The organism is Acetobacter oryzoeni (genome assembly GCF_004014775.2).
Lineage (GTDB): Bacteria > Pseudomonadota > Alphaproteobacteria > Acetobacterales > Acetobacteraceae > Acetobacter > Acetobacter oryzoeni.
On record NZ_CP042808.1, the window covers coordinates 59,452 to 82,495 of the forward strand.

The 23,044-nt window shown below is 53.9% G+C and carries 21 protein-coding genes and 1 tRNA gene; 13 read left to right on the forward strand and 9 right to left on the reverse strand.

Features of this window, described 5'->3' with window-relative positions; all coding sequences use genetic code 11:
* Nucleotides 1-18: 18 nt before the first annotated feature.
* The 4 genes from xseA to EOV40_RS00335 all read left to right on the forward strand — a co-directional run bounded on the left by xseA (nt 19) and on the right by EOV40_RS00335 (nt 3,262).
* Entirely contained in the window at nt 19-1,473 is a 1,455-nt protein-coding gene (gene xseA / locus EOV40_RS00320) for an exodeoxyribonuclease VII large subunit (RefSeq protein ID WP_128104719.1), read from the forward strand.
* Between the two features lie 97 nt (nt 1,474-1,570).
* Nucleotides 1,571-1,912, forward strand: coding sequence for a hypothetical protein (locus EOV40_RS00325; protein WP_003623232.1), 342 nt, complete (start codon nt 1,571-1,573; stop codon nt 1,910-1,912).
* A gap of 55 nt (nt 1,913-1,967) precedes the next feature.
* A tRNA-Leu gene (locus EOV40_RS00330) sits at nt 1,968-2,054 on the forward strand.
* A 32-nt stretch (nt 2,055-2,086) separates the two neighbouring features.
* Nucleotides 2,087-3,262: a phosphoserine transaminase gene (locus tag EOV40_RS00335; RefSeq protein WP_128104720.1), complete on the forward strand. Its 1,176-nt coding sequence runs from the start codon at nt 2,087-2,089 to the stop codon at nt 3,260-3,262.
* Between the two features lie 83 nt (nt 3,263-3,345).
* Here EOV40_RS00335 and EOV40_RS00340 read toward each other — a convergent pair whose 3' ends face one another.
* The 5 genes from EOV40_RS00340 to EOV40_RS00360 form a co-directional block, all read right to left on the reverse strand.
* Entirely contained in the window at nt 3,346-4,737 is a 1,392-nt protein-coding gene (locus EOV40_RS00340) for an NAD-dependent succinate-semialdehyde dehydrogenase (RefSeq protein ID WP_128104721.1), read from the reverse strand.
* Nucleotides 4,738-4,776: 39 nt separating this feature from the next.
* Nucleotides 4,777-5,805: an alcohol dehydrogenase AdhP gene (gene adhP / locus EOV40_RS00345; protein ID WP_050818959.1), complete on the reverse strand. Its 1,029-nt coding sequence runs from the start codon at nt 5,803-5,805 to the stop codon at nt 4,777-4,779.
* A gap of 75 nt (nt 5,806-5,880) precedes the next feature.
* Nucleotides 5,881-7,296, reverse strand: coding sequence for an NAD(P)(+) transhydrogenase (Re/Si-specific) subunit beta (locus EOV40_RS00350; RefSeq protein WP_050818960.1), 1,416 nt, complete (start codon nt 7,294-7,296; stop codon nt 5,881-5,883).
* Nucleotides 7,297-7,623 carry an NAD(P) transhydrogenase subunit alpha gene (locus tag EOV40_RS00355; RefSeq protein ID WP_128104722.1) on the reverse strand — a complete coding sequence of 109 codons (327 nt, stop codon included), beginning with the start codon at nt 7,621-7,623 and terminating at the stop codon, nt 7,297-7,299. It abuts the gene before it with no gap.
* Nucleotides 7,620-8,771 carry an NAD(P) transhydrogenase subunit alpha gene (locus EOV40_RS00360; protein WP_128104723.1) on the reverse strand — a complete coding sequence of 384 codons (1,152 nt, stop codon included), beginning with the start codon at nt 8,769-8,771 and terminating at the stop codon, nt 7,620-7,622. Before EOV40_RS00360 ends, EOV40_RS00355 begins: the two co-directional genes overlap by 4 nt.
* Nucleotides 8,772-9,172: 401 nt before the next feature.
* Between EOV40_RS00360 and EOV40_RS00365 the strand changes: the two genes are divergently transcribed.
* The 7 genes from EOV40_RS00365 (at nt 9,173) to EOV40_RS00395 (ending at nt 15,747) form a co-directional block, all read left to right on the forward strand.
* Nucleotides 9,173-10,195: an aspartate-semialdehyde dehydrogenase gene (locus EOV40_RS00365; RefSeq protein WP_087651661.1), complete on the forward strand. Its 1,023-nt coding sequence runs from the start codon at nt 9,173-9,175 to the stop codon at nt 10,193-10,195.
* 136 nt (nt 10,196-10,331) lie between these two features.
* Nucleotides 10,332-10,805, forward strand: coding sequence for a succinate dehydrogenase, cytochrome b556 subunit (gene sdhC / locus EOV40_RS00370; protein ID WP_050818963.1), 474 nt, complete (start codon nt 10,332-10,334; stop codon nt 10,803-10,805).
* A gap of 1 nt (nt 10,806) precedes the next feature.
* Nucleotides 10,807-11,220 (forward strand): succinate dehydrogenase, hydrophobic membrane anchor protein, encoded by a 414-nt coding sequence (gene sdhD, locus EOV40_RS00375; protein ID WP_050818964.1) that lies wholly within the window; start codon nt 10,807-10,809, stop codon nt 11,218-11,220.
* Between the two features lie 117 nt (nt 11,221-11,337).
* Entirely contained in the window at nt 11,338-13,149 is a 1,812-nt protein-coding gene (sdhA, locus tag EOV40_RS00380) for a succinate dehydrogenase flavoprotein subunit (protein ID WP_050818965.1), read from the forward strand.
* Nucleotides 13,150-13,185: 36 nt separating this feature from the next.
* Complete coding sequence (locus EOV40_RS00385) at nt 13,186-13,968, forward strand: succinate dehydrogenase iron-sulfur subunit (protein ID WP_003624930.1); 783 nt, start codon at nt 13,186-13,188, stop codon at nt 13,966-13,968.
* Nucleotides 13,969-14,144: 176 nt separating this feature from the next.
* Nucleotides 14,145-14,807 (forward strand): tyrosine-protein phosphatase, encoded by a 663-nt coding sequence (locus EOV40_RS00390; protein WP_003624925.1) that lies wholly within the window; start codon nt 14,145-14,147, stop codon nt 14,805-14,807.
* A gap of 46 nt (nt 14,808-14,853) precedes the next feature.
* Complete coding sequence (locus EOV40_RS00395; protein ID WP_128104724.1) at nt 14,854-15,747, forward strand: DMT family transporter; 894 nt, start codon at nt 14,854-14,856, stop codon at nt 15,745-15,747.
* Between the two features lie 89 nt (nt 15,748-15,836).
* Here EOV40_RS00395 and EOV40_RS00400 read toward each other — a convergent pair whose 3' ends face one another.
* The 3 genes from EOV40_RS00400 to EOV40_RS00410 all read right to left on the reverse strand — a co-directional run bounded on the left by EOV40_RS00400 (nt 15,837) and on the right by EOV40_RS00410 (nt 20,066).
* The gene (locus tag EOV40_RS00400) at nt 15,837-17,060 is read right to left on the reverse strand and encodes a phosphoglycerate kinase (protein ID WP_003629435.1); all 1,224 of its coding nucleotides are present in this window, start codon (nt 17,058-17,060) and stop codon (nt 15,837-15,839) included.
* On the reverse strand, nt 17,060-18,082 hold the full coding sequence (gene gap / locus EOV40_RS00405; RefSeq protein ID WP_128104725.1) for a type I glyceraldehyde-3-phosphate dehydrogenase: 1,023 nt from the start codon (nt 18,080-18,082) through the stop codon (nt 17,060-17,062). Before gap ends, EOV40_RS00400 begins: the two co-directional genes overlap by 1 nt.
* Nucleotides 18,083-18,155: 73 nt before the next feature.
* On the reverse strand, nt 18,156-20,066 hold the full coding sequence (locus EOV40_RS00410) for a transketolase-like TK C-terminal-containing protein (RefSeq protein WP_128104726.1): 1,911 nt from the start codon (nt 20,064-20,066) through the stop codon (nt 18,156-18,158).
* Between the two features lie 157 nt (nt 20,067-20,223).
* Between EOV40_RS00410 and EOV40_RS00415 the strand changes: the two genes are divergently transcribed.
* Together EOV40_RS00415 and hemA are read left to right on the forward strand one after the other, a co-directional pair.
* A complete protein-coding gene (locus tag EOV40_RS00415) occupies nt 20,224-20,700 on the forward strand; it encodes a hypothetical protein (protein WP_128104727.1) in 477 nt (158 codons plus the stop codon).
* Between the two features lie 60 nt (nt 20,701-20,760).
* Entirely contained in the window at nt 20,761-22,068 is a 1,308-nt protein-coding gene (gene hemA / locus EOV40_RS00420) for a 5-aminolevulinate synthase (protein ID WP_128104728.1), read from the forward strand.
* A gap of 53 nt (nt 22,069-22,121) precedes the next feature.
* Here hemA and EOV40_RS00425 read toward each other — a convergent pair whose 3' ends face one another.
* Nucleotides 22,122-23,000 carry a DsbA family protein gene (locus tag EOV40_RS00425; RefSeq protein WP_128104729.1) on the reverse strand — a complete coding sequence of 293 codons (879 nt, stop codon included), beginning with the start codon at nt 22,998-23,000 and terminating at the stop codon, nt 22,122-22,124.
* Between the last annotated feature and the right edge of the window lie 44 nt (nt 23,001-23,044).

Genomic DNA, 23,044 nt, shown 5'->3' on the forward strand with positions numbered 1-23,044 from the left:
GTAGCATAGGTTAGCCGCATGACCGAACAGTTTGACATTCCATCGGCCAGCAACAATGTGCCGGAGTTTACCGTTTCAGAAATTTCGGGGGCTATCCGGCGCACGCTGGAGGGCACGTTCAGCCGCGTGCGTGTGCGTGGCGAAATTACGGAACTTAAACGCTACCCCTCCGGCCATGTGTATTTTTCGCTCAAGGATGAGCGGGGCAAAATTTCTGGCGTGGTATGGCGTGGTTCGGTGTCCCGCCTTGGTCTGGCGCCGGAAAACGGGGTGGAGATTATCGCCACCGGTAAGATCTCGGCATATGGTGAGCGTTCCAGCTATCAGCTTGTTGTAGAGCGGATGGAATATGCGGGCGAAGGCGCTTTGCTGGCCCGTATTGAGCGCCTGCGCATCAGGCTGGCAGAAGAAGGGCTGTTTGATACAGCCCGTAAAAAAGCCATTCCACTTTTGCCGCGCGTGATCGGGGTGGTAACATCACCTCAAGGCGCTGTGCTGCATGATATCTGCACAACTTTGCAAAGGCGTTTTCCGCGGCCTGTGATTGTCTGGCCCGTGCCCGTGCAGGGGGAAGGCGCAGCCGCCCGTATTGCCGCGGCTATTGATGGGTTTTCTCAGCTTGATGGCCAAGGCACAGTGCCACGGCCGGATGTGCTGATTGTGGCGCGTGGCGGTGGATCACTAGAAGACCTGATGGCTTTTAATGATGAAGCCGTAGTACGAGCAGCGGCTGCGTGTACCATTCCGCTGATTTCTGCCGTAGGGCATGAAACAGATACAACCCTGATTGATTTTGCATCAGACAGGCGTGCGCCAACACCCACAGCCGCTGCAGAAATGGCCGTGCCAGTGCGCACGGAACTTCTGGCAGATATAGAACACCGTAACGCACGGGCACTGGGTGCGCTTTCTCGCCTGCTGCAAACCGCACGCTTAAGGCTGGATCGTGCATCTTCTGCCATGCCGGATCTGCCTAGCCTGTTGCAGACAGCACGTATGCAGCTGGATGATAGAGGCCGTAGGCTAGATGTTGCCCTACCCGCTTTGGTGCAGCGGCGGAAAGCAGATCTGGTTGCAGTTGAACGCCATATGCCTGCGGTTGAAGCCTTATTGGCAGGGCGGCGCACCCGTTTGGCTGTGCTGGCGAACATGTTGCAAGCTAGCATGGCACATACATTCCAAAGGCAGGATGCCCGGTTGGGCCGCCTACGGATATCTCCAGCTCCATTACAAGCCTTGGTGCGGGAAAGACGGACAGCTCTTGCAGGCATTGCCGGGCAGTTGGAAGCTGTTTCTCCCCGCGCTGTGTTGGCCCGTGGGTATGCGCTTGTTACGGCGGAGGGGCGGCCAGTGACCAGTGCTGGACAATTACGTGATGGCGAACGCGTAGAACTGACATTTGGTGATGGTGCCCGCCCGGCTGTGATTGGTGATGGCACACACCAGCCAAAGCAAGGCGTGCTGGAACTGTAACAGGCTGAGTTGAGCTGCAATGCCAATCAGGTTTATGATCGGCCAATACAAACCACGCGGGCGGAGCGGTCCGCGCTGTCAGGAAAGAAGAAAGCGCATGTCCATCCGTTTTTCTGTTGGTGTTGTCAGCCTGTGTCTGGCGGGAGGGCTACTGGCAGGGTGTGCGCCTCAGCAGGGGCATCGTATTCCGCCACAAAGCTTTGCGCCGGGCCTGACAACCGAGCCGTCTGCAACGAATGACAGCCATTTGACGAATGACCCTTCTGCACCGTTGAACACACCGCTGTGCGGAACTGCTGCGCGTGAAAATATGGCGATGGGTGTGCAAAATTACCCGCAGCCACTTTCTTCTGGCAATTCTTGTGTGCAAAATGCATGCTTTGATACCCAGACAGGCACCTATATTGCCTCTGATGGTACAAAAAGAGTGTGCCGATAAAGCATGCATGCCTCTTTTCCCGGCGGCAATTTGCTGATAGGAAAAGGGCCACGCTGCGAGAGTGACGGAATTGGTAGACGTAGTCGACTCAAAATCGACCGCCCGAAAGGGCTTAGGGGTTCGAGTCCCCTCTCTCGCACCAGATTTCTTCTCCCCCCTATTCTGGCCAAGGTTATGACAGCCGCTTCCTTATCCGTTCTTCCTCGTCCGGCCAGCCGTCCCCTTAATCCATGCTTTTCTTCTGGCCCGTGCGCAAAGCGGCCGGGTTGGAATGTATCGACGCTGGCAAATGCGTTGGTAGGGCGTTCGCATCGCTCTGCAGAAGGGCGTGCACGGCTGAAAGAAGTTATAGACCGCTCCTGCGCCATTCTGGGTGTGCCAGAAGGTTGGCGCGTAGGTATCGTGCCTGCTTCTGATACCGGTGCGGTGGAAATGGCCTTGTGGTCCATGTTGGGGGAACGCCCGGTAGATGTGCTGGCGTTTGAAAGTTTCTCAGCACTATGGGCGCAAGATATTGTTACCCAGCTTAAGCTGGAAAACACACGGGTTTTGAAAGCCGAATATGGCAGTCTGCCAGATATGACGCAGGTTGATTGGAACCATGATGTGGTGCTGGCATGGAATGGCACCACCTCTGGTGTGCGTATTCCTTCAGCAGATGCCATTCCAGCGCAGCATGATGGGCTGGTGATCTGTGATGCCACTTCTGCCGCGTTCGCAATGGATTTGCCGTGGGACCGCTTGGATGTGGTGACATGGTCTTGGCAGAAAGCTTTGGGGGGTGAAGCCGCCCACGGCATGATCGCCCTTTCCCCCAAGGCTGTGCAGCGGTTGGAAAGTTTTCAGGCTCCACGTCCACTGCCTAAAATCTTCCGTATGACGAACAAGAATGGTCTGATTGAAGGTATCTTCCGGGGTGATACCATCAACACACCTTCCATGCTGTGCGTAGAAGATGCGCTGGACAGCCTGAAATGGGCTGAAGGTGCCGGTGGTTTGGAAGGGCTGAAAGCACGCAGCCAGGCCAATCTGGCTGAAGTGACCATGTGGGTGGAAAAAACGGACTGGGTAGAATTTCTGGCTCAGAAGCGTGAAGAGCGTTCCTCAACAGCAATTTGCCTACGTATTGTTGCCCCGTGGTTCTTGGCTCTTGAGCGCGAAGAGCAGACCAAAACAGTTAAAAAGATGCTGACCATTCTGGCCGAAGAAGGCATTGGGTTTGATCTGGCCAGTTACCGTGATGCTCCTGCGGGCCTGCGTATCTGGGGTGGTGCTACGGTAGAAGCGGCAGATGTGCGTGCCCTACTGCCTTGGCTGGATTGGGCTTTTGCACAGGTTGTGCCGCAGTAATTAAAAAAATTTGCCGTTACACGGTATAAAAAAGGCGGAGGGAAATTTCCCTCCGCCTTTTTTGTTGGGTTGAAGCGCGCCTATTAGAACGGTGCGTCAATGTCCACGATATCGATCAACTTGGTGTTGACGAATTCTTTCAGGCCAAGGTCAATCAGCTCACGGCCAAAGCCAGAACGCTTCACACCACCAAACGGCAGATCAGCTTTCACCATTGTTGGGTGGTTGATGTACACCATGCCGGTGTCCATCTTGCGGGCCAGTTCAGTTGCTTTTTCTTCGTTCTGAGAGAAGATGGAGCCACCCAGACCGTATGGGGAATCATTGGCGATTTCCACAGCATGGTCTGCGTCTTTTGCGCGGAACAGCATGGTAACCGGACCAAAGAATTCCCAACGGCGTGCCGGGTTGCTTTCATCCAGATCTGTCAGAATAACAGGGCGGAAGAAACAGCCTTTGTTGGGCATTTCCAGCGGAACTTCTTCTGCTTTTGCACCGTGTGCCACAGCTTCAGAAACCTGCTTTTTCAGGTCTTCTACAGCCCCGCGGGAAGAAAGCGGCGGCATGGTGGTGTTGGGGTCCATCGGATCACCCATACGCAGGGCGCTCACGCCTTTGCGGTACAGCTCTACAAACTTGTCGTAAACACCGTCTTCCACAATCATGCGCTTGGCGTTAACGCACACCTGCCCGCCGTTCCAGTGGCGGCCAAAAACAGCCCATTTGGCGGCTTTTTCAATGTCTGCATCGTTCAGCACGATCAGCGCATCAGAGCCACCCAGTTCCATGATGCACTTTTTAAGTGCGCCACCGGCTGTAGCAGCAATTTTGGCACCTGCACCTTCAGAACCTGTAAGGGCAACGCCGCGTACGCGTGGGTCCTGAATAACCGTGGCAAGCTGTGCGTGGGACGGATACAGATTGATAAAGCCTCCTTCTGGCAGCCCGGCATCCAGCATCAGTTTTTCCATGGCAGCAGCACACTGCGGCACGTTGGAAGCGTGCTTCAGGATAACAGTGTTACCGGCGGAAAGCTGAGGGGAGATAATGCGGGCAACCTGATAGAACGGGAAGTTCCAAGGTTCGATCGCAACAATGATTCCCTGCGGTTCGTACACCAGTTTGGCGCGGCCTTCCTGCGGGTCTGCTACGGGCAGGTCTTGCGGCTGCAGCAGCTTTTCAGCGTTCTTGGCGTAGTATTCGAAAATAGCAGCGGATAGTTCCGTTTCTGCCTGAGCTTCAGCAAAGCGCTTGCCCATTTCAAGGGTCAGCAGCTTGGAATACTCATCCAGATTTTCGCGCAGCAGGTCAGCTGCTTTCTGCAGAATGCGTGCACGATCTGCATGGGAGAAGTTTTTCCATTTCTGGAAAGCGGCATCAGCCTTGCCAACCGCTGTTTCAATTTCCGCATCTGTGGCGGTGGGGAATGTCTTCACCTGCTCTTCGGTGAAGGGATTGATTGTTGCATAAGCCATCAGAATAACCCTTCTTTTGTTTCTGAGATTAGGAGTTGCTCAGTTGCGGAAGTCCAGAACCACGCGGCCTTCCACCCGACCGTTCTTGAGCGCATCAAAAATTGCGTTGATGTTATCAATCCGATCCGTTGTGGTGACAGATGTTACCTTCCCTTCCGCAAAGAAGGAAAGAGCTTCAATCATGTCCAGCCGTGTGCCTACTATGGAGCCGCGAATGGTAATGGCATTCATGACCATGTCAAAGATAGAAATTGGGAAATCTCCCGGCGGCAGGCCATTTAGCACCAAAGTGCCCCCTGCCCGCACATAACCCATAGCCTGAGAAAATGCTTTGGTGGAAACAGCGGTGATCAATCCACCGTGTACGCCCCCAACCTTTTCCTGCATAAATGCTGCCGGGTCTGTATTTCTGGCATTCACGGTGTACGTTGCACCAAGCTTTTTGGCGGTTGCCAGTTTTTCATCATCAATATCTACCGCCACAACATTCAGCCCCATTGCTACGGCGTACTGCACGGCCATTTGGCCTAACCCCCCAACGCCAGAAATGGCAACCCAGTTCCCTGCGCGCGTATCTGTCATTTTCAGGCCTTTATAAACGGTCAGGCCGGCGCATAGTACGGGGGCAACTTTTACGGGATCTACGCCTTTGGGGAGATGAGCAATGTAGTTAGGGTCTGCCACCACATATTCGGCAAAGCAGCCGTTTACGGAATAGCCAGTTTCTTCCTGCTTCGGGCAAAGGGTTTCCCAGCCTGCCAGGCAGTGTTCGCAATGGCCGCAGGCAGAATACAGCCAGGGCACACCCACAACATCACCTTCCTTTACCCAATCTACCTCGCTGCCAACCTGCACAACCGTGCCAACACCTTCATGGCCGGGAATGAAGGGCAGATGTGGTTTTTTGGGCCAGTCTCCGCTGGCGGCATGCAAATCTGTATGACACACGCCGCAGGCAATCATTTTAACCAAAATCTGGGTAGGTTTAATGGTGGGAATGTCCAGTTCTTCAATGGTCAGTGGTTTGCCAAATTCATGAACCACAGCGGCTTTCATTTTTCCGGACATGATATGCTTCCTTTATTTTACAAACAGATATGAGAAATAAAAAAGGGCGAGGAATAAGCCTCGCCCTTGTCATGCTCAGGAGCCGCCAAGACTTTTGACAGCTTCAACCATTTTGGAAAGCACAGCCTGTGCATCTCCAAATACCATTGTGCAGTTCTTCTGGAAGAAGAGAGGGTTCTGCACGCCGGAATACCCCACGCCCGTACCACGTTTAATGACAAACACCTGATGTGCTTTGTAAGCATTCAAAATAGGCATGCCATAGATGGGGGAGGATTTATCGGTCAGGGCTTCCGGGTTCACCACATCGTTGGCGCCAATAACCAGCGCAACATCCGTTGTGGCAAAACTATCATTTATGTCATCCATGTCATAAATCATGTCATATGGTACACCAGCCTCGGCCAGTAGAACGTTCATATGCCCCGGCATACGGCCAGCAACGGGGTGGATGGCAAACTTAACATCCACACCATCGGCAACAAGAATCTTGACAAACTCGTAAAGTTTCTGCTGTGCCTGTGCCACGGCCAGCCCGTAACCGGGAATAATGATCACGCTGGATGCATAACGCATGGTGGTGGCAGCATCTGCTGGATCAACAGATTTCATTTCACCCTGCGGGCCTTTGGCGCTGCTGGTGCTATCACCAAAGTTGCTGAACAACACGTTGGTGAGTGAGCGGTTCATGGCCTTGGCCATCAGCACAGTCAGCAATGTGCCGGCAGAGCCTACAACCATACCTGCAATCATCAGGGCGGGGTTGTTCATCACATACCCTTCAAGCCCAACAGCCAACCCGGTAAATGCGTTGTAGAGCGAAATAACAACCGGCATATCGGCACCACCGATAGGCAGTGTCATGCACACACCAAACAGCAGGGCCGTCAGGAAGAACAGATCCCGCGGGAGTTCTCCCATTGGGGTGGCATATTGCATGACCGTAAGTGCGCCCAACACCAGAGCAACAAGAAACACCCCGGCATTGAAAATACGCTGACCACCAAAGCGCACCGGCTTTTTCATCCGGCCGTCCAGCTTGGCCCATGCGATAATGGAACCGGTAAGCGAAATACACCCGATAAGCGCACCCAAAACGGTAATGGTAAGGTGTAGCGGAGATGTTGGGTCATCGCTTAAAAGTTCTACAGCGGCCAAGCATGCTGCAGAACCACCGCCCATACCGTTAAAAATTGCAACCATCTGTGGCATGGCTGTCATTTGCACGGTACGACCACGCCAGCCAGCCCATGCGCAACCCAGAACCAGAGCTAATACGGCCAGTACCACATTTACCAGAAGGTGCGGTTTGGCGGCCTCAGTTACGTTAAATAAATTGAGAAAAGTTGCTGCAATAACAAAGATCATACCGTAACCGGCTGTTACAATGCCAGATACAGCCGTAACAGGGGATGACATGGCTTTCAGCCCGTAAATAAACAGGCCGGCAGCAATAAGGCCGCTTAGGCCCACAATGTATTCAATAAACATTTATTGCTGTTCCTTTTTGGCAGGTGCCGGTTTTTGGCTGGGCCGGAACATGGCAAGCATGCGGTCTGTTACCACATAGCCCCCCATCACGTTACCTGCTCCTAGAAAAACCCCAATAAAGCCAATAATCTGTCCGTAAATGCTGGTTGCGTTAAACAACGCATCCAGCGCACCAACAACCACAATACCGTGGATGAAGTTGGAGCCAGACATCAGGGGTGTATGCAGGATGGATGGTACGCGGCTGATCACCACATAGCCGGTAAAGGCTGCCAGCATGAAAATGTATAAAGCGATAATAAAGGTCATGGATGTTGCGGTAATCATGATACTTTCTCCGCAGGAGCGCTTTCGATAAATTGTTTGATGACATCATTGGTTATTGCACCATCATGCGTAAGGGTGGTGCCTTTGATGACATCATCCGTGAAATCAGGTTTCAGTACGCCGTCATGCACGACCTGTTCTAAAAGGTTATAGATATTCTTGGCATAAAGCTCACTTGCCTGAGCTGCCAGGCAGGATGGCAGGTTAGTGGGACCTACCAATGTGACTGGCCCAACTTTAATAATTTCTCCGGCTTTTGTGCCTTCGCAGTTTCCGCCATTGGGTGCACCCATATCCACCACAACAGCCCCTTCTTTCATGGCGGCCAACTGGTCTGCATCAATCAGGCGTGGTGCGTGTTTGCCGGGGACAGCTGCTGTGGTGATAATCAGATCAGCCTGTGCAATATGTTGGCTGAGTGCAGCACGCACTTTTGTTTTTTCTTCTGGTGTCAGTTCACGTGCATACCCGCCAGCGCCCCGAGCATCTACACCCGTATCTACAAAGCGCGCACCAACGGATTCTGCTTCTTCCTTGGTTTCGGGGCGCACATCATAACCTTCGCAAACAGCGCCAAGCCGATGCGCTGTTGCCAAAGCCTGCAACCCGGCAACACCCAAACCCATTACCAACACACGCGCGGCCCGAAGTGAGCCAACGGCTGTTGTCATCATGGGCAGGATTTTCTGCATGTGCACGCAGCCCAGCAGAGGTGCGTAATACCCGGCCAAAGCCGCTTGGCTGGAAAGTGCATCCATAGCCTGTGCCCGGCTGATGCGCGGAATAAGCTCCATGGCAAATGTAGTGATCTTGCCATCCCGCAAAGCCTTTACCAGATCAGGCTCCGTTTTGGCGTAAATGAAAGACACCAGCAGGCTGCCGGGCTTCATTTTTTTTACCGTTTCCACGCTGGGCGGCTGCACAGCCAGCACAATATCAGCATCCCCCAGAAGTTTCTGCTGATCCGCTTCTGTGGTGACACCGGCCTGTGTGTATGCTGCATCCGTATAAGTGGCAGCAGCTCCCCCACCCTGTTCCAGAACCAAGGAGGCTCCAAGTTTGGCAATGCGCTGGGCCACTGATGGAATCATGGCAACCCGTCTTTCATCGGCTGCCGTTTCCTTCAGAATTGCAATTTTAAGTGTCACGGTCTGTTCCAAACTCTGTTGTAAAAGTTGGGCAAAGGTCAGAACAGGGTTTTGCATCCTGCCTGAGGCACAAAAGTTATGACACTACGGTGCGTAGGGGTGCTGCAATGATGTGCATCAAAAAATATAGTCATAGTGTTCAAGTAATTTATTGTAATTTTGTTTAAGTGGGCACACCCCTTGCTCTGCGTGTCTTGAGCATGAACGGTTGATCATGGCAGTGGGTTTCGGTTTTGGGTGGATAGCAAGGCTTGAGGAAAGCAGGAAAAGTGGCGGGGCGTGTGCCCACCGGGGCAGCTGCCCGTGGCGGGCAATTCCATTTGGTTGCGTAATGGTCTAGGGTCTGCCGCCATCAGGCCATATATATGGCCTACATATATACGATCAAAAGCAGGTGGATTATGGGATATCGGGTTGCTGTTGTAGGCGCGACTGGAGCCGTGGGGCGTGAAATCCTCAAAACACTGGCGGAGCGTGAATTTCCGGTTGATGAAATTGTGGCTCTGGCCTCGCCGCGTTCTGCCGGGCGGGAAGTTTCGTTCGGAGATCAGGTTCTGAAAGTAAAGAACCTTGAAACATTTGATTTCACGGGATGGGACGTTGGGCTGTTTTCCCCCGGTGGCTCCGTGTCTGCAAAATATGCACCCATTGCTGCCAAAGCAGGTTGTGTGGTGATCGACAACACCTCGCACTTCCGTATGGACCCGGATGTGCCGTTGGTGGTGCCAGAAGTAAACCCGAACGCCCTTAAGCAGATCAAGCGCAACATTATTGCCAACCCCAACTGCTCTACCATTCAGATGGTGGTGGCACTTAAGCCACTGCATGATCTGTTCACCCTCAAGCGGGTTGTGGTGTCCACCTACCAGGCTGTTTCCGGTGCAGGTAAGGATGGGATGGATGAACTGTTCGCCCAGACACGCGGCACCTTTGTGAATGACCCGCCGAAGATTGAGCAGTTCCAGAAGCAGATCGCCTTTAACTGCATTCCGCAGATCGATGTGTTTATGGATGACGGCGCGACCAAAGAAGAATGGAAGATGCGAGTCGAGACAAAGAAAATTCTCGACCCGGATGTAGATGTAATTGCCACCTGCGTGCGTGTGCCCGTGTTTATTGGTCACTCTGAATCTGTTGTAGCTGAGTTTGAGGAACCTGTTGACATCAAGCGTGCCTACGAAGCCCTGCGTGAAGCAGAAGGTGTTGTGGTGCTGGATAAGCGTGAAGATGGCGGCTACGTGACTCCGATTGACTCGGTGGGGGAAGACGCAACCTACGTTTCACGCCTTCGTGTCGATCCAACAGTTCCCAATGGTCTCGCATTTTGGTGTGTGTCCGATAATCTGCGGAAAGGTGCGGCTTTGAACGCGGTGCAGATTGCCGAAACCATGATTGCTCTCGATCTCCTGCCCAGACACGGTTGAGTGAGAATCCCGCCCCTCTCGGCCTCGTGTTGGTCTGTTGAATTGACCGGCCAGAGGGGTGGGGCGTAGGACAAAAACGATGCAAACGCCGGATCCAGCCGGCGCTACGGGATAGAGACGGGGTACGAGGCAGACAATGCAGGATATCCGCAAGGCCCTCTATGTAGGGAGCCGAAGTGACGGCAGACTTATTCAGCGGCCCATGTCGCCGCATTTACAGGTCTACCGTTATCGCCTTTCCATGGTTCTTTCCATCATGAACCGTATTACGGGCGTTATCGCAACAGCAGGTGCAGCACTGGGTGTGTTCTGGCTTGGGGCCGCGGCCAAGGGGCCAAAGGCCTTTGCCACGGCGCGCAAGGTAACAGGCAACCCGCTTGGGCAGCTTGTGCTGCTGGGGTGGCTGGCATCCGTTGTGTACCACACGGTTGGCGGTATCCGCCATCTGATCTGGGATAGCGGTTACCGGTACGACAAAAAGGAAGTTAACAAGGATGGCCCGGTAGCCGTGGGTGTTACCGCTGGTGTCAGCACTGTTCTGGCAGCTGGCCTTCTGGCTGTTTCCATTTGTCGCAAACGCAGCCGCGCCAAAGCAGGAAAGGTATCCTGACATGAATGCTTCTGCTCCTCATATTGAAGTCATGCGCTCCCAGCTTGGGCGGGCACGCGGGCTTGGGGCCGGGCATTCCGGTGTAGGCCACTGGTGGGCCGAACGTGTAACGGCAGCTTCCCTGCTTCCACTTTCAACGTGGTTTGTGGTGCAGATGTTCCGCCTCGGCGGTGCAGATCATGCAGAAGTGGTGAAGTGGGGCAGCAAGCCCGTAAACGCAACCATGCTGATCGCCCTGATCATTTCCACTTTCTACCATGCTCAACTTGGGCTTCAGGTCATTGTGGATGATTACGTGCACGGCAAGGCGCATCTGCCTACCCGCCTGCTTGTTAAAATCGGCACCTCCCTGTTGGGGCTGCTGGGCGTAATTGCCGTTATCAAGCTGTTTGTGCGCGGCAGCACCGCCAAATAAGCCGGGCCACCGCCTTATAGAATCAAGAGCCTGTGCCGCCAGCGCCCCAAAGCCTGAAGCGCTGTGGCACGAACCTGAAAAGACTGACAGGCCGAACGCAATGGGAGCGCCGTCACGATGAACGCCAATACCTCTCCGTCACGGGGAGCTTACCGAATTGTTGATCACGCTTATGATGTTGTGGTTGTGGGAGCAGGTGGTTCGGGCCTGCGTGCAACGTTGGGAATGGGCGCCGCAGGGCTAAGCACCGCATGCGTTACCAAGGTTTTTCCAACACGTAGCCACACCGTGGCCGCACAGGGGGGCATCGGGGCTTCTCTGGGTAACATGGCCGAAGATAACTGGCGCTGGCATATGTATGACACCGTAAAGGGGTCAGACTGGCTGGGCGATCAGGACGCCATTGAATTTATGTGCCGTGAGGCCGTGCCTGCTGTGCGTGAACTGGAACACTTTGGTGTGCCGTTCTCCCGCACGGAAGATGGCAAGATCTATCAGCGCCCCTTCGGTGGGCATATGAGCGATTACGGCAAGGCGCCTGTGCCACGTGCCTGCGCTGCGGCTGACCGTACCGGCCATGCCATTCTGCACACGCTGTATCAGCAGTGCCTGAAGCACAATGTTGAATTTTTTGTCGAATATTTTGCCATCGACCTCATCATGGATGAGGAAGGTGAATGCCGCGGCGTGATGGCATGGTGCCAGGATGATGGCACAATCCATCGTTTCAACGCCAAAATGGTTGTGCTGGCTACCGGCGGTTATGGCCGTGCGTATCAGTCCTGCACCTCTGCCCATACCTGTACGGGTGATGGTAACGGTATGGCCATGCGTGCGGGTATTCCTACGCAGGATATGGAGTTTGTGCAGTTCCACCCCACTGGCATCTATCCGGCAGGTTGCCTGCTGACAGAAGGCTGCCGTGGTGAAGGTGGTTATCTGACCAACTCCGAAGGCGAACGCTTTATGGAGCGTTATGCGCCAACAGCCAAAGATCTGGCCTCGCGTGACGTGGTTTCCCGCGCCATGACAATCGAGATCAAGGAAGGCCGTGGCTGTGGTCCGAAAAAAGACCATATCATGATGCACCTTGAGCATCTTGGGTCTGATCTTCTGCACCAGCGTCTGCCGGGTATTATTGAAACGGCACGTATCTTTGCCGGTGTGGACGTGACCAAGGAACCCGTGCCGGTTCTGCCAACCGTGCATTACAATATGGGTGGTATTCCCACCAATATTCATGGCGAAGTGGTGCGCCCAACCCCGGATAACCCGGATGCAGTTGTGCCGGGTCTGATGGCTGTGGGTGAAGCGGCTTGTGTGTCTGTGCATGGTGCTAACCGTCTGGGCACAAACTCTCTGCTGGATCTGATTGTGTTTGGTCGTGCTGCGGCCCGCCGTGCTGCGGAAGTGGTGAAGCCAACAGACTTTACGCGTCCGTTGCCTGCTGGTGCGGGTGAAGCTGCTCTGGATCGGCTGGATCGGCTGCGTTACGCCAAAGGTGGCACCAAGGTTTCTGCTCTGCGTGAGCGCTTGCAGCGCGATATGCAAACACATGCTGCCGTGTTCCGTACGCAGGAAAGCCTGCAGGAAGGCGTGGACAAAATTCGCGATATCTGGACCGGCGTGAGCGATATCTCTGTGGCAGATTCCTCCCTGATCTGGAACAGCGATCTGATGGAAGCGCTGGAGTTTGAAAACCTGCTGGCAAACGCCACTGTCACGCTGGAAAGCGGCCTTGCGCGGCATGAAAGCCGTGGGGCACACGCGCGGGATGATTATCCTAACCGTGATGACAAGGAATGGCTCAAGCATTCCGTATCGTGGCTGGATGACAAAGGCGGCGTGAAGCTGACCTACCGTCCGGTGCATATGAAGACCCTGACCGATGATGTGCAGGTCTTCCCACCCAAGAAGCGCGTTTACTGAGTTATCGGAACGAACGGGCGATAAAGGGAGGCGAACATGGTTGAACTCAGACTGCCGCGCAACAGCACGATCGGGAAAGGTAAAACCTTTCCCGCTCCAGCCGGGGCAAAAAATGTCAGAACATTCCGGATTTATCGTTGGACCCCGGATGATGACAAAAACCCGGTTATTGATAGCTACGAACTTGATCTGGATACCATCGGGCCAATGGTGCTGGATGCCATCATCCATATCAAGAACGAAATAGACCCTACACTGACATTCCGGCGCTCTTGCCGTGAAGGGATTTGTGGGTCCTGCGCCATGAACATTGATGGGGAAAACACGCTTGCGTGCCTGAAACCCATCAAGGACATCAAGGGCGATGTGCGCATCTATCCGCTGCCGCATATGCCAATTGTAAAAGATCTGGTGTCTAATTTGGATGGTGCTTATGCGCAGTTGCGTTCCATCCAGCCTTGGATGCAGGCAGACAGTGCTCCTCCGCCAGATTCTGAACGGAAGCAGAGCATTGAAGAACGTGCCAAGCTGGACGGGATGTGGGAATGCATTCTGTGCTTCTGCTGCACAACGTCCTGCCCATCCTATTGGTGGAATGGTGACAAGTATCTAGGCCCAGCCGTTCTTCTGGCTGCTTATCGCTGGATTGCCGATAGCCGCGATGAACATACGGGTGACCGTCTGGATGGGTTGGAAGATACCTTTAAGCTGTATGCGTGCCGTACGATCATGAACTGCACCCAGACATGCCCGAAGGGTCTGAACCCGGCCAAGGCCATTGGGCGTATCAAGGAACTGCAACTGGAACGGAAAGTCTGATTTTTCGTCTTTCCAGTCAGTGCATTTACAAAAACCCGGTATGGCTTTGCCCTGCCGGGTTTTTTGTTGCCTGAGCGAAGATACTTCATCTTCCCTTCCTCCTGCATTGACTGCAACTGAGGAAGGTGGAACATGAAACCTGCTAGAAGACGATCTGTTTGGTAGTGAGGTTTTTCGTGTTTGACGGCCATCTTTCTTCATCATCTGGCCGTGCGCGGGCCTGGACTGACAGCCTGTTTGTAGATCATGCCATTTTCCGCCTGATGTGGACCAACTTTCACGCGGTTATTCCGGGCAAAGTATATCGGTGTAACCATCCTACCCCAGCGCGCTTGAAAAGAGCCATGGAACGGTTGGGCTTGCGTACGCTGGTGAACTTACGTGGGCATAGAAAATGTGGGTCTGATGCGCTTTCTCGCAATGCGGCGCGCGGCCTTGGTTTGCACCATGTAGATATGGCGTTTGAAAGCCGTGGTGCGCCCCATAAGGACAGAATTCTGCGTTTTGCGGATATGTACCAAAAGCTGGATTTTCCAATGTTGATGCATTGTAAATCTGGCGCAGATCGCGCTGGCTTGGCATCTGGCTTAGTTGTGCTGTTTGAAGGTGGATCTGCCCAACAGGCGCTTAAGGAACTGTCTTGGAAATACGGGCATTTCCGGAGCTCTCGCACAGGTATTCTGGATGCGTTTTTTCTGCATTATCAGGCGGAGGGAGAAGGCCGCATGCCTTTTCTTGAATGGGTGCGGAATGAATATGATGAGCACGCTTTAAAAGAAGAATTTGTGGCCAATAAGCTGTCTTCTTTTCTGACAGATCAGGTTTTGCGGCGCGAATAAGATCACGGTTCCCATGATCCTTTTTAATTGCAAGGCCTGATGCCGCATGGTGCCTCATAAACCTGTGCCTGTTCTGGCCGTTGTGGCTGCACTGCTTTCTTGGGCATGTGCGTATCCTGTTGTGCGGTTGGCACTTCCTTTTTTTGCGCCTGTTCCGTTAGCTGCTGCTCGTTATATGGTGGCTGCATGCCTTGTTGTGTGCTGGTTATGTGTAAAGCGCCCAACATTACCGCGGTTAAAAGATATCCCACGTTTTTTGGCATGTGGCGGCATTGGCATTGCGCTTTACAATATTCTTTTTAATACGGGTGAACAGACAGTTTCTGCTGGTGCAGCCAGCCTGTTGTTGAATACAGCCCCTTTTTTAGCTGCCATTGCCGCCGTTCTGTTCTTGAACGAACAACTGACTGTGTGGGGGTGGCTAGGTTCTCTCATCAGCTTTACCGGTGTGGTGATTATTGGGAGCGGCCAACCCGGCGGCCTTGGTTTCGGCTCTGGCACCACGGTTATGCTGGCAGCAGCTTTATGCTCGGCAACGTACTATCTGCTTCAACGGCCTTTGGTAACGCGCTACGGAGCGCTGGTGACCACCGCCTATATTCTGTTAATTGGCGCGGGTTTGCTTTTGCCGTGGCTTCCCAGTGCCATAAATACGCATAATGGTTGGCAAGCTTGGGCACTGGTTGGGGTGCTGGGGGTGTTTCCGTCCATTTTGGGGTATGGCGCTTGGGCGCATGTGGTCGGGCAGGTGGGTGTCGCCCGTTCTTCTGGCTTACTGTATTTGCTTTCTCCCACAACACTTCTGCTGGCATTTGTGTTGGTGAGAGAAGTGCCAAATGTGCGCACCCTTATTGGTGGGTGTATTGTTATGGCTGGTGTTGGGTTGATGCAAATGTATGGGCACCCACGCCCGCAGTTGAAAGCTGAAGACGCAGCATAAAAAAACCACTTCAGACACAAAATCTGAAGTGGTTTTGCAAGACTGGATTTTAGAACAAATGGGTATTCTAAAATCCTATAAACTCTCGCTTAGATCGGCAGAGTTTTTTCCAGTGTCGTGCTGATAGCGGTCAAGCCGGGAAGTACCTTCCCTTCCAGCCATTCCAGAAAAGCCCCACCTGCGGTGGATACATAAGACATCTTATGCAGCACACCGGCATGACGGAGGGCGGAAACAGTATCCCCGCCGCCTGCTACGGTTTTCAGTTTGCCTTCCTGCGTGAGCTGGGCAGCGGCCTGAGCAACAGCATTGGTGCCTTCATCAAACGGTGGCAGTTCAAACACGCCCAAAGGCCCGTTCCAGACCAGCGTTTTCAAACCAGCAAGTTTGCTTTGCAGCAGCTTGACTGTTTCTGGGCCAACGTCCAGCGCCATCCAGCCATCAGGAATAGCCGTTACAGGCACAACCTGCGTGGGTGCTCCTGCAATAAAATCTTCCGAAATCACAACATCTACCGGAAGGATCAGATCGCAGTTTTTGGCTTTGGCCTGTTCCATAATCGTGCGTGCTGTATCCAGCATGTCTTTTTCGATCAGGGATTTGCCAACCTGCAGCCCCTTGGCTGCCAGAAACGTGTTGGCCATGGCGCCACCAATAGCCAGCATATCCACTTTTGCCAGCATGTTTTCAAGCAGCTGAAGTTTGGTGGAAATTTTTGCGCCGCCCACAATAGCCCCAACAGGCCGCTCCGGATTTTCCAGCGCAGCATAAAGGGCTTCCAACTCTGCCTGCATCAATCGGCCACCATAAGATGGCAGATGGGCTGCAACGCCAGCGGTAGAAGCATGGGCACGATGCGCGGCAGAAAAGGCATCGTTCACATACACATCGCCAAGGCTGGCGAGGGCTGCGGACAAACCTGCATCGTTTTTTTCTTCACCCGGCTGAAAGCGTGTGTTTTCCAGCAGCAGGATGTCTCCATCCTGCATGGAGCGCGCAGCGGCTTCGGCATCTGGGCCAATGCAATCATGCGCAAAGCTGACAGGCCGCCCCAAAGCTGTGGCCAAAGCCGTAGCAATGGGCTGGAGCGACATATCCGGCACCACTTTGCCTTTTGGCCGGTCAAAATGGCTGAGCAGGATAACCCGGCCACCTTTTTCCGCCAGTTCGCGAATGGTGGGCACAACACGTTCAATACGTGTTTCGTCTGTAACCTTCCCGTCCTTCATGGGTACGTTCAGGTCTACACGCAGCAGAATACGTTTGCCCTTGGGGTCAAGCGTATCCAGCGTGCTGAAAGGAAGTTCTGCCATTACAGGCTTCCGAACAGAGCTGCTGTATCAGACATGCGGTTGGAGAAGCCCCATTCGTTATCGTACCAAGAGCAGACACGAACAAGTTTGCCGCCATCTACCAATGCTGTCTGTGTGGCATCGAATGTTGAAGATGCCAGTGCATGGTTGAAATCAGAACTGACAAGCGGTGCATCAGAATACGCCAGAGCGTTTTTCATCTTGCCGGAGTCGACAACAGCTTTGATGGCGTTGTTGACGTTCTCAACTGAAGCCGGTGCGTTTTTGGGCACAAAGTCCAGAGAAACAATGGAAACATTGGCGGTAGGAACACGAATGGCTGTGCCATCCAGCTTACCTTTAAGCTGCGGCAGAACCAGACCAACAGCGCGGGCTGCACCAGTGGAGGTCGGGATCATGTTCAGGCCAGCAGCGCGGGCGCGGCGCAGATCCTTGTGCAGTGTGTCTACCGTGCGCTGATCACCTGTGTAGGAATGAATGGTGACCATGTAGCCACGTTCAATCCCGAACGCATCTTCCAGCACCTTGGCCATTGGGGCCAGGCAGTTGGTGGTGCAGGATGCGTTGGAAATCACGGTCATGTCCGGTGTCAGCACATCCTGGTTCACACCGTAAACAATGGTGGCATCCACATCTGTAGCTGGTGCGGAAATAATCACCTTACGTGCGCCGGCTGTAAGCAGCGGCTGCGCTTTTTCCTTGGAGGTAAACAGGCCTGTGCATTCCATGGCCACATCAACGCCCTGAAAGGGAACCTTGGAGGGATCACGTTCCGCAGAAACGGTAATCGGGTCCCATGTGCGGCCATTGGCAGTGACAATAATTTTGTTGCCATCTACTCGGATATCGGCAGGCAGGCGACCATGTACGCTGTCATAGCTTAACAGATGGGCATTGGCTTCTACGCTGCCCAGATCATTGATAGCTACCGGCACAACATCGGTGCGGCCGCTTTCAATAATGCCGCGCAGCACAAGGCGGCCGATGCGTCCGAAGCCATTGATAGCGATTTTGACTGCCATGGTTTTCTTTCTCCGTTCTGTCGTTCTGTGATCTTGTACGATCTTCTTATTGTTACAACGGCTCCCGCTCTAGCTAACGGGAGGTAGGTGATGGCGCCTGAAGAAACCTTTCTTCTATGGCGCCGGATGCACGCAAGTGTTTTAGAACCCGCGCACAAATCGCTCCGGCAGTAATGCCAAAACGTTCATACACCGCGTTGGCAGGTGCGGATACGCCAAAATCATCCATACCAACGAAAAATCCTTGGCTACCCAACCAGCGTTCCCACCCAAAGCCCGAGGCTGCCTCAATACCCACACGCAGTGTGCCTGTGCCTAGAATGGCAGTTTTGTAAGCTTCCGGCTGGTTGGAAAACACTTCCCAACAGGGAATGGAAACAACAGCGGCCTGTATGCCGTGTTGCCGCAAAAGCTGTTCTGTTTCCAAAGCAATACTCACCTCTGGGCCAGATGCCATAAGGGTAACCTGCCGTGTGGTACTGCCATGCAGCATATAGCCCCCACGGGCAGCAGAACCTTGCATGGGCACAGCATGGGAATGTTCGGGCGGGTTGGGGCAGAGCATGATAACTGCCGGGCCAGATTGCCAGCGGATGGCGGCTTTCCAACAGGCAAAAGCTTCCTGTGCATTTGCTGGGCGAAAAACGGCCAGATGAGGCATGGCGCGCAGGCTGGCAAGTTGTTCTACAGGTTGCCAGCTTGCACCATCGTGGCTGAGGGCCAGTCCATCATCTGTTAAAAGATAGATAATTTTCTGGCGCATCAGGGCGGCCATACGTAGCGCTGCGCGCATACGGTCCACTGTAATCATGCTGGCTATACCACAGGGCAGAATGCCACCATGCAAGGCCATACCATTTAACATTCCGGCCATGCCATGTTCCTGAATATTGCACGGCCAGTCTGGTTGGATATGCGCAGCAGCAGAGGTTCGTGGCAATGCGGATGTTGCGGTTAGAACCGTCAGTTCTGGCAAAAGGGCAGAAAGCGTATGCAGGCTGGTGATGGCAGCTTGCTGGGTAGAAGCCTGATGTGTGGGCTGCATGGCGCGGCGGTACAGTCGGCTCCAGTCCTCCATGAGCAAGCTGGGCAATGTATTGGTTGTTTCACGTTCAAAAGCCGTACGTTGGCGATGTCTGGCCAGCCGCTTTAGCCATGAACGGTATGCAGTGGCGCCGCGTCGGGCCGTTGGGCTCCACGGGCCTGTCAGTTCCTCTTCTGGGGAGAGGTATGGTTGAGGGCGAAAAGTTTGTGGGCTTTCAGGCGGCATGCAGGCAATAAGCGTTGGTTTTTTAGCCCGTAATGTGGCTGCCAGAGCGCCGTTAATGGCGCTTAATTGTGATGCATCTACTTTGCGGATGCTCCACCCGGATGCGCTAAAGCGTGCCAGAGAGTTTGAGAACTCGGTTCTATCTGCTCCGGGCGTGGGACTGACGAGAACGGCAAGTTGAGTCAGACCAAAACGCCCGGCAAGCTGCGCAGCTTCCATGGCAACACCAGTGGCCAAATCTCCATCACGCGCCAGCACCCATGTGCGATGGTTTACTAATGAACGCCCATAGCGCTTTGCCAGCAGGTGTTCTGCAAGTGCCATACCAGCTGCAGCCGCAATGCCTTGGCCAGCAGGGCCGGGGGCAGTTTCTACGCCCGGATGCATGCCATATTCTAAAGGGGACTCGGAAAACCCATAAGTGCCGCTGAGGTGCAGCATGGCCTGTAATAAGGGGTGCAGGGTGGCGGAAGGGACAACAAACCTGTCCCGATCAGGCCAATCAGGGTGTGCTGGATCAAAACGCAACACGCGGCACCATAGCGCTGTTACAGGCAGGCAAAGTGTTTGCAGCAATGCCAGATGCGCAGAATTTCTGGCTTTACCAAGCATTAAACGGGCTGCTGCATATAGGCGCAGCACAACGCTATCCTGCGCAGGTAAGGTTGCAGCAGAAGGGGCGAATGGATGCTCTGTGAGTGTGGCCTGTGCCATTGAAAAGAGAGTGTGGAACGAATTTTTGCTGCTGAAAAGGGTACGAAAAGGCCCAAAGGGCTTGCACCGGGTGCAGGAGAGCGCGAAAGAAACAGAAATGGCTCTGTGAAGCCATGTTGAATTGCCATTACACGTTCTGGTGGAGAACTGTCCTGTTATGCTGCCCGTTTCCCGAGTGATAGAAAAAGGGTCTTTTCTCCGTGTTGTTGTTGCGGGGTGCGTGCTGGTTGGCATGACAGGCTGCAAGCTGGTTGATCAAAAAACCTTCAACCCGAACGCAGGTGTGGCACCCAAGCCATATATTCCGCCGCCGCCGCCGGGCCCGCCGCCTGTGCCGCCGTTGATTGAACTGGCCGCAGGCACCCCTGCATCGCAGTGGGAAGCTCCGGTTGATCAGATCACGCGCCTTGCCCTTAGCCGCAAACCTGATGTTCTGTTTGTTGTCAGATGTCTGGTGCCGCCACAGGCCAATGCAGATGCGGAACAATCTTCCCTAATGAACTTGGTGCAGGGTGATGGCCGTGCTGTGTTGCAGGAAATCATTAACGCCGGAGCATCGGAAGCGCAGGTGGAAATGTCCGCTATGCCGGATTCTTCCGTGACGAAACCGGTTGTGCGGGTGTATGTGCGGTAAAGCAGCACTATATACACAAACGTGTGAACACACAGGCCAGACGGCCGATGGGTACGCGCCATGCCCCGACCGTTTCTGACGAGAAGCGAGGAGAAAGTTAGCGTGGGAGCGATAAAAAACGCCCGCCATCCTTTTTATGATCACTGCCATCAGGCGCTGGATCAGATCAAACATCAGGGGCGTTACAGAACCTTTACGCCATTGGCCCGTCAGGCAGAGCGTTTCCCTTTGTATGAAGAGGCTGTGCGTGATCTGCCGCAAGGGCGCGAAGTTATTGTATGGTCAACCAATGACTATCTGGGTATGGGCGTTGTGCCGGAGGTGCAGGACGCTGCTATCGCCGCCATTCGGGAACATGGCGCAGGTGCCGGTGGTACGCGTAATATTGCAGGCACAAGCCCGCTGCATACGCAGTTGGAGGCAGAACTGGCTTCCTTGCACGGTAAGGAAGCTGGGCTACTGTTTATTTCTGGCTACGTTTCCAACCAGGCCAGCTTGCAAACTATTCTGACATCCATGCCAGGTTGGATCTGTTTTTCAGACCGGCTGAATCATGCATCCATGATTGCAGGCATCAAGGGTGCACGTGGGTCTCAGACAGTCATTTACGAACATAATGACCTGAAAGATCTGGAAGAAAAACTGGCAGCAGCGCCAAAAGATGCTCCCAAGCTGATTGCGTTTGAGAGCGTTTATTCCATGGACGGTGATATTTCCGATATTGCCGGAACCTGCGCGCTTGCCCGCAAATACAATGCCCTGACCTATCTGGATGAAGTGCATGCCGTGGGCCTGTACGGTCAGGAAGGCGGCGGTGTTTCCCAGCGCGATGGTGTGGCCGATCAGGTTGATATTATCGAAGGTACACTGGCCAAAGGCTTTGGCGTGCATGGCGGTTACATTACGGCTTCTGCTGAAATTGTAGATTTCCTGCGCTCTACAGCTTCTGGCTTTATCTTCACCACAGCTCTGCCGCCACCGGTTGTGGCCGGAGCACTTGCCAGTGTGCGCAAGGTGCGTGCGGAAAACTGGCGGCGCGAATCCATTTTTGAGCGCGTGAACACGTTCCGTCACCGCCTGCGGGCTGCCGGTGTGCCATTTACCATGACACCCAGCCATATTGTGCCCATTCCCATTGGAGATGCAGAGCGTTGCAAACGTATTTGCCGCCGCTTGCTGACCGAATATGGGCACTATGCAACACCCATCAATTATCCGACCGTGCCGCAGGGCACGGAGCGCCTGCGCCTTACGCCGGGGCCGTTCCACACAGATGAGATGATGGATGATCTAATTAACGCGCTGGGTGTACTGCTGCGTGAAGAAGGCGTTATGCCAGCACGTCAGGCAGCCTGTTCGGCCGCGTAAGAAAAACCATTACGGCGGGAAGGGCGAAAGCCTACACCCGCCGTAATAGAGGGTTAGTGGTTGCTTTTCAGCTTATCCACGGCAGCTTTAAGTTCAGATAAAGAAACTGCACCGGGGATAATAGCCTGATCCCCAATAATGAAGGTGGGTGTTCCTTCCAGATTGATGGAGCGGGCCAAGGCAACATTTTTTGCCAATGCTGTGGTGACGGCTGAGCTTTTCATATCCTTCACCAACTTGTCTGTATCCAGTCCTGCCTGACGTGCTGCATTTCGGATTCGATCCATCCCCGGGGCAGAAGAATCCGCCATCAGGATTTTCTGGAACGGAATGTATTTCCCCTGCATGCCAGCGGCCATAATGGCTTGTGCATCCAATGTGCTGTTTGGCCCCAGAACAGGAATAACCTTTTCCACCAGTCTCAGGTCTGGTTCTGCGGCAACAAGTGCATCCAGATCATCCAGTACCTTGCGGCAGTAAGGGCAGCGCGGGTCATAAAACTCCACTACATTCAGGGTGCCTTGTGGGTTTCCCAGCACCACATCAGTAGAGCTTCCACCAAAAAGTGGTTTGTTGTGGCGAACCAGATCGAGCGCAGAGGCATTTTTCTGCGCTGCGGCTTGGTTTTGCAGGGAGGCAATCGCATCCGATAGAATGGAGGGGTCGGTTTTCAGGGCGTTGCGCATGATGTTTACAATTTCGGCACGCTGGGCAGGTGTAAAGCTGCTATCTGCTGCACGTACTGGCGCGGAGTCCGCACAAAACAGGGCGGCGGCCAGTGCGCCAGTACCCGCTGTAAGGCGGAAGAAAGATTTCAGATTCTGCATGGTGTCCTTGTCCATAAACTGGAATGGTATGGCACGTGCAGTCATTACGGCAAGGTTGGGCTGTTGCTGCCCGCCGTAAAGCAGGTTAATCCAGATACATACCATCCAGACGACTGCCCGCCGGACGGGCCCAGTAGTGGAGAAAGCAA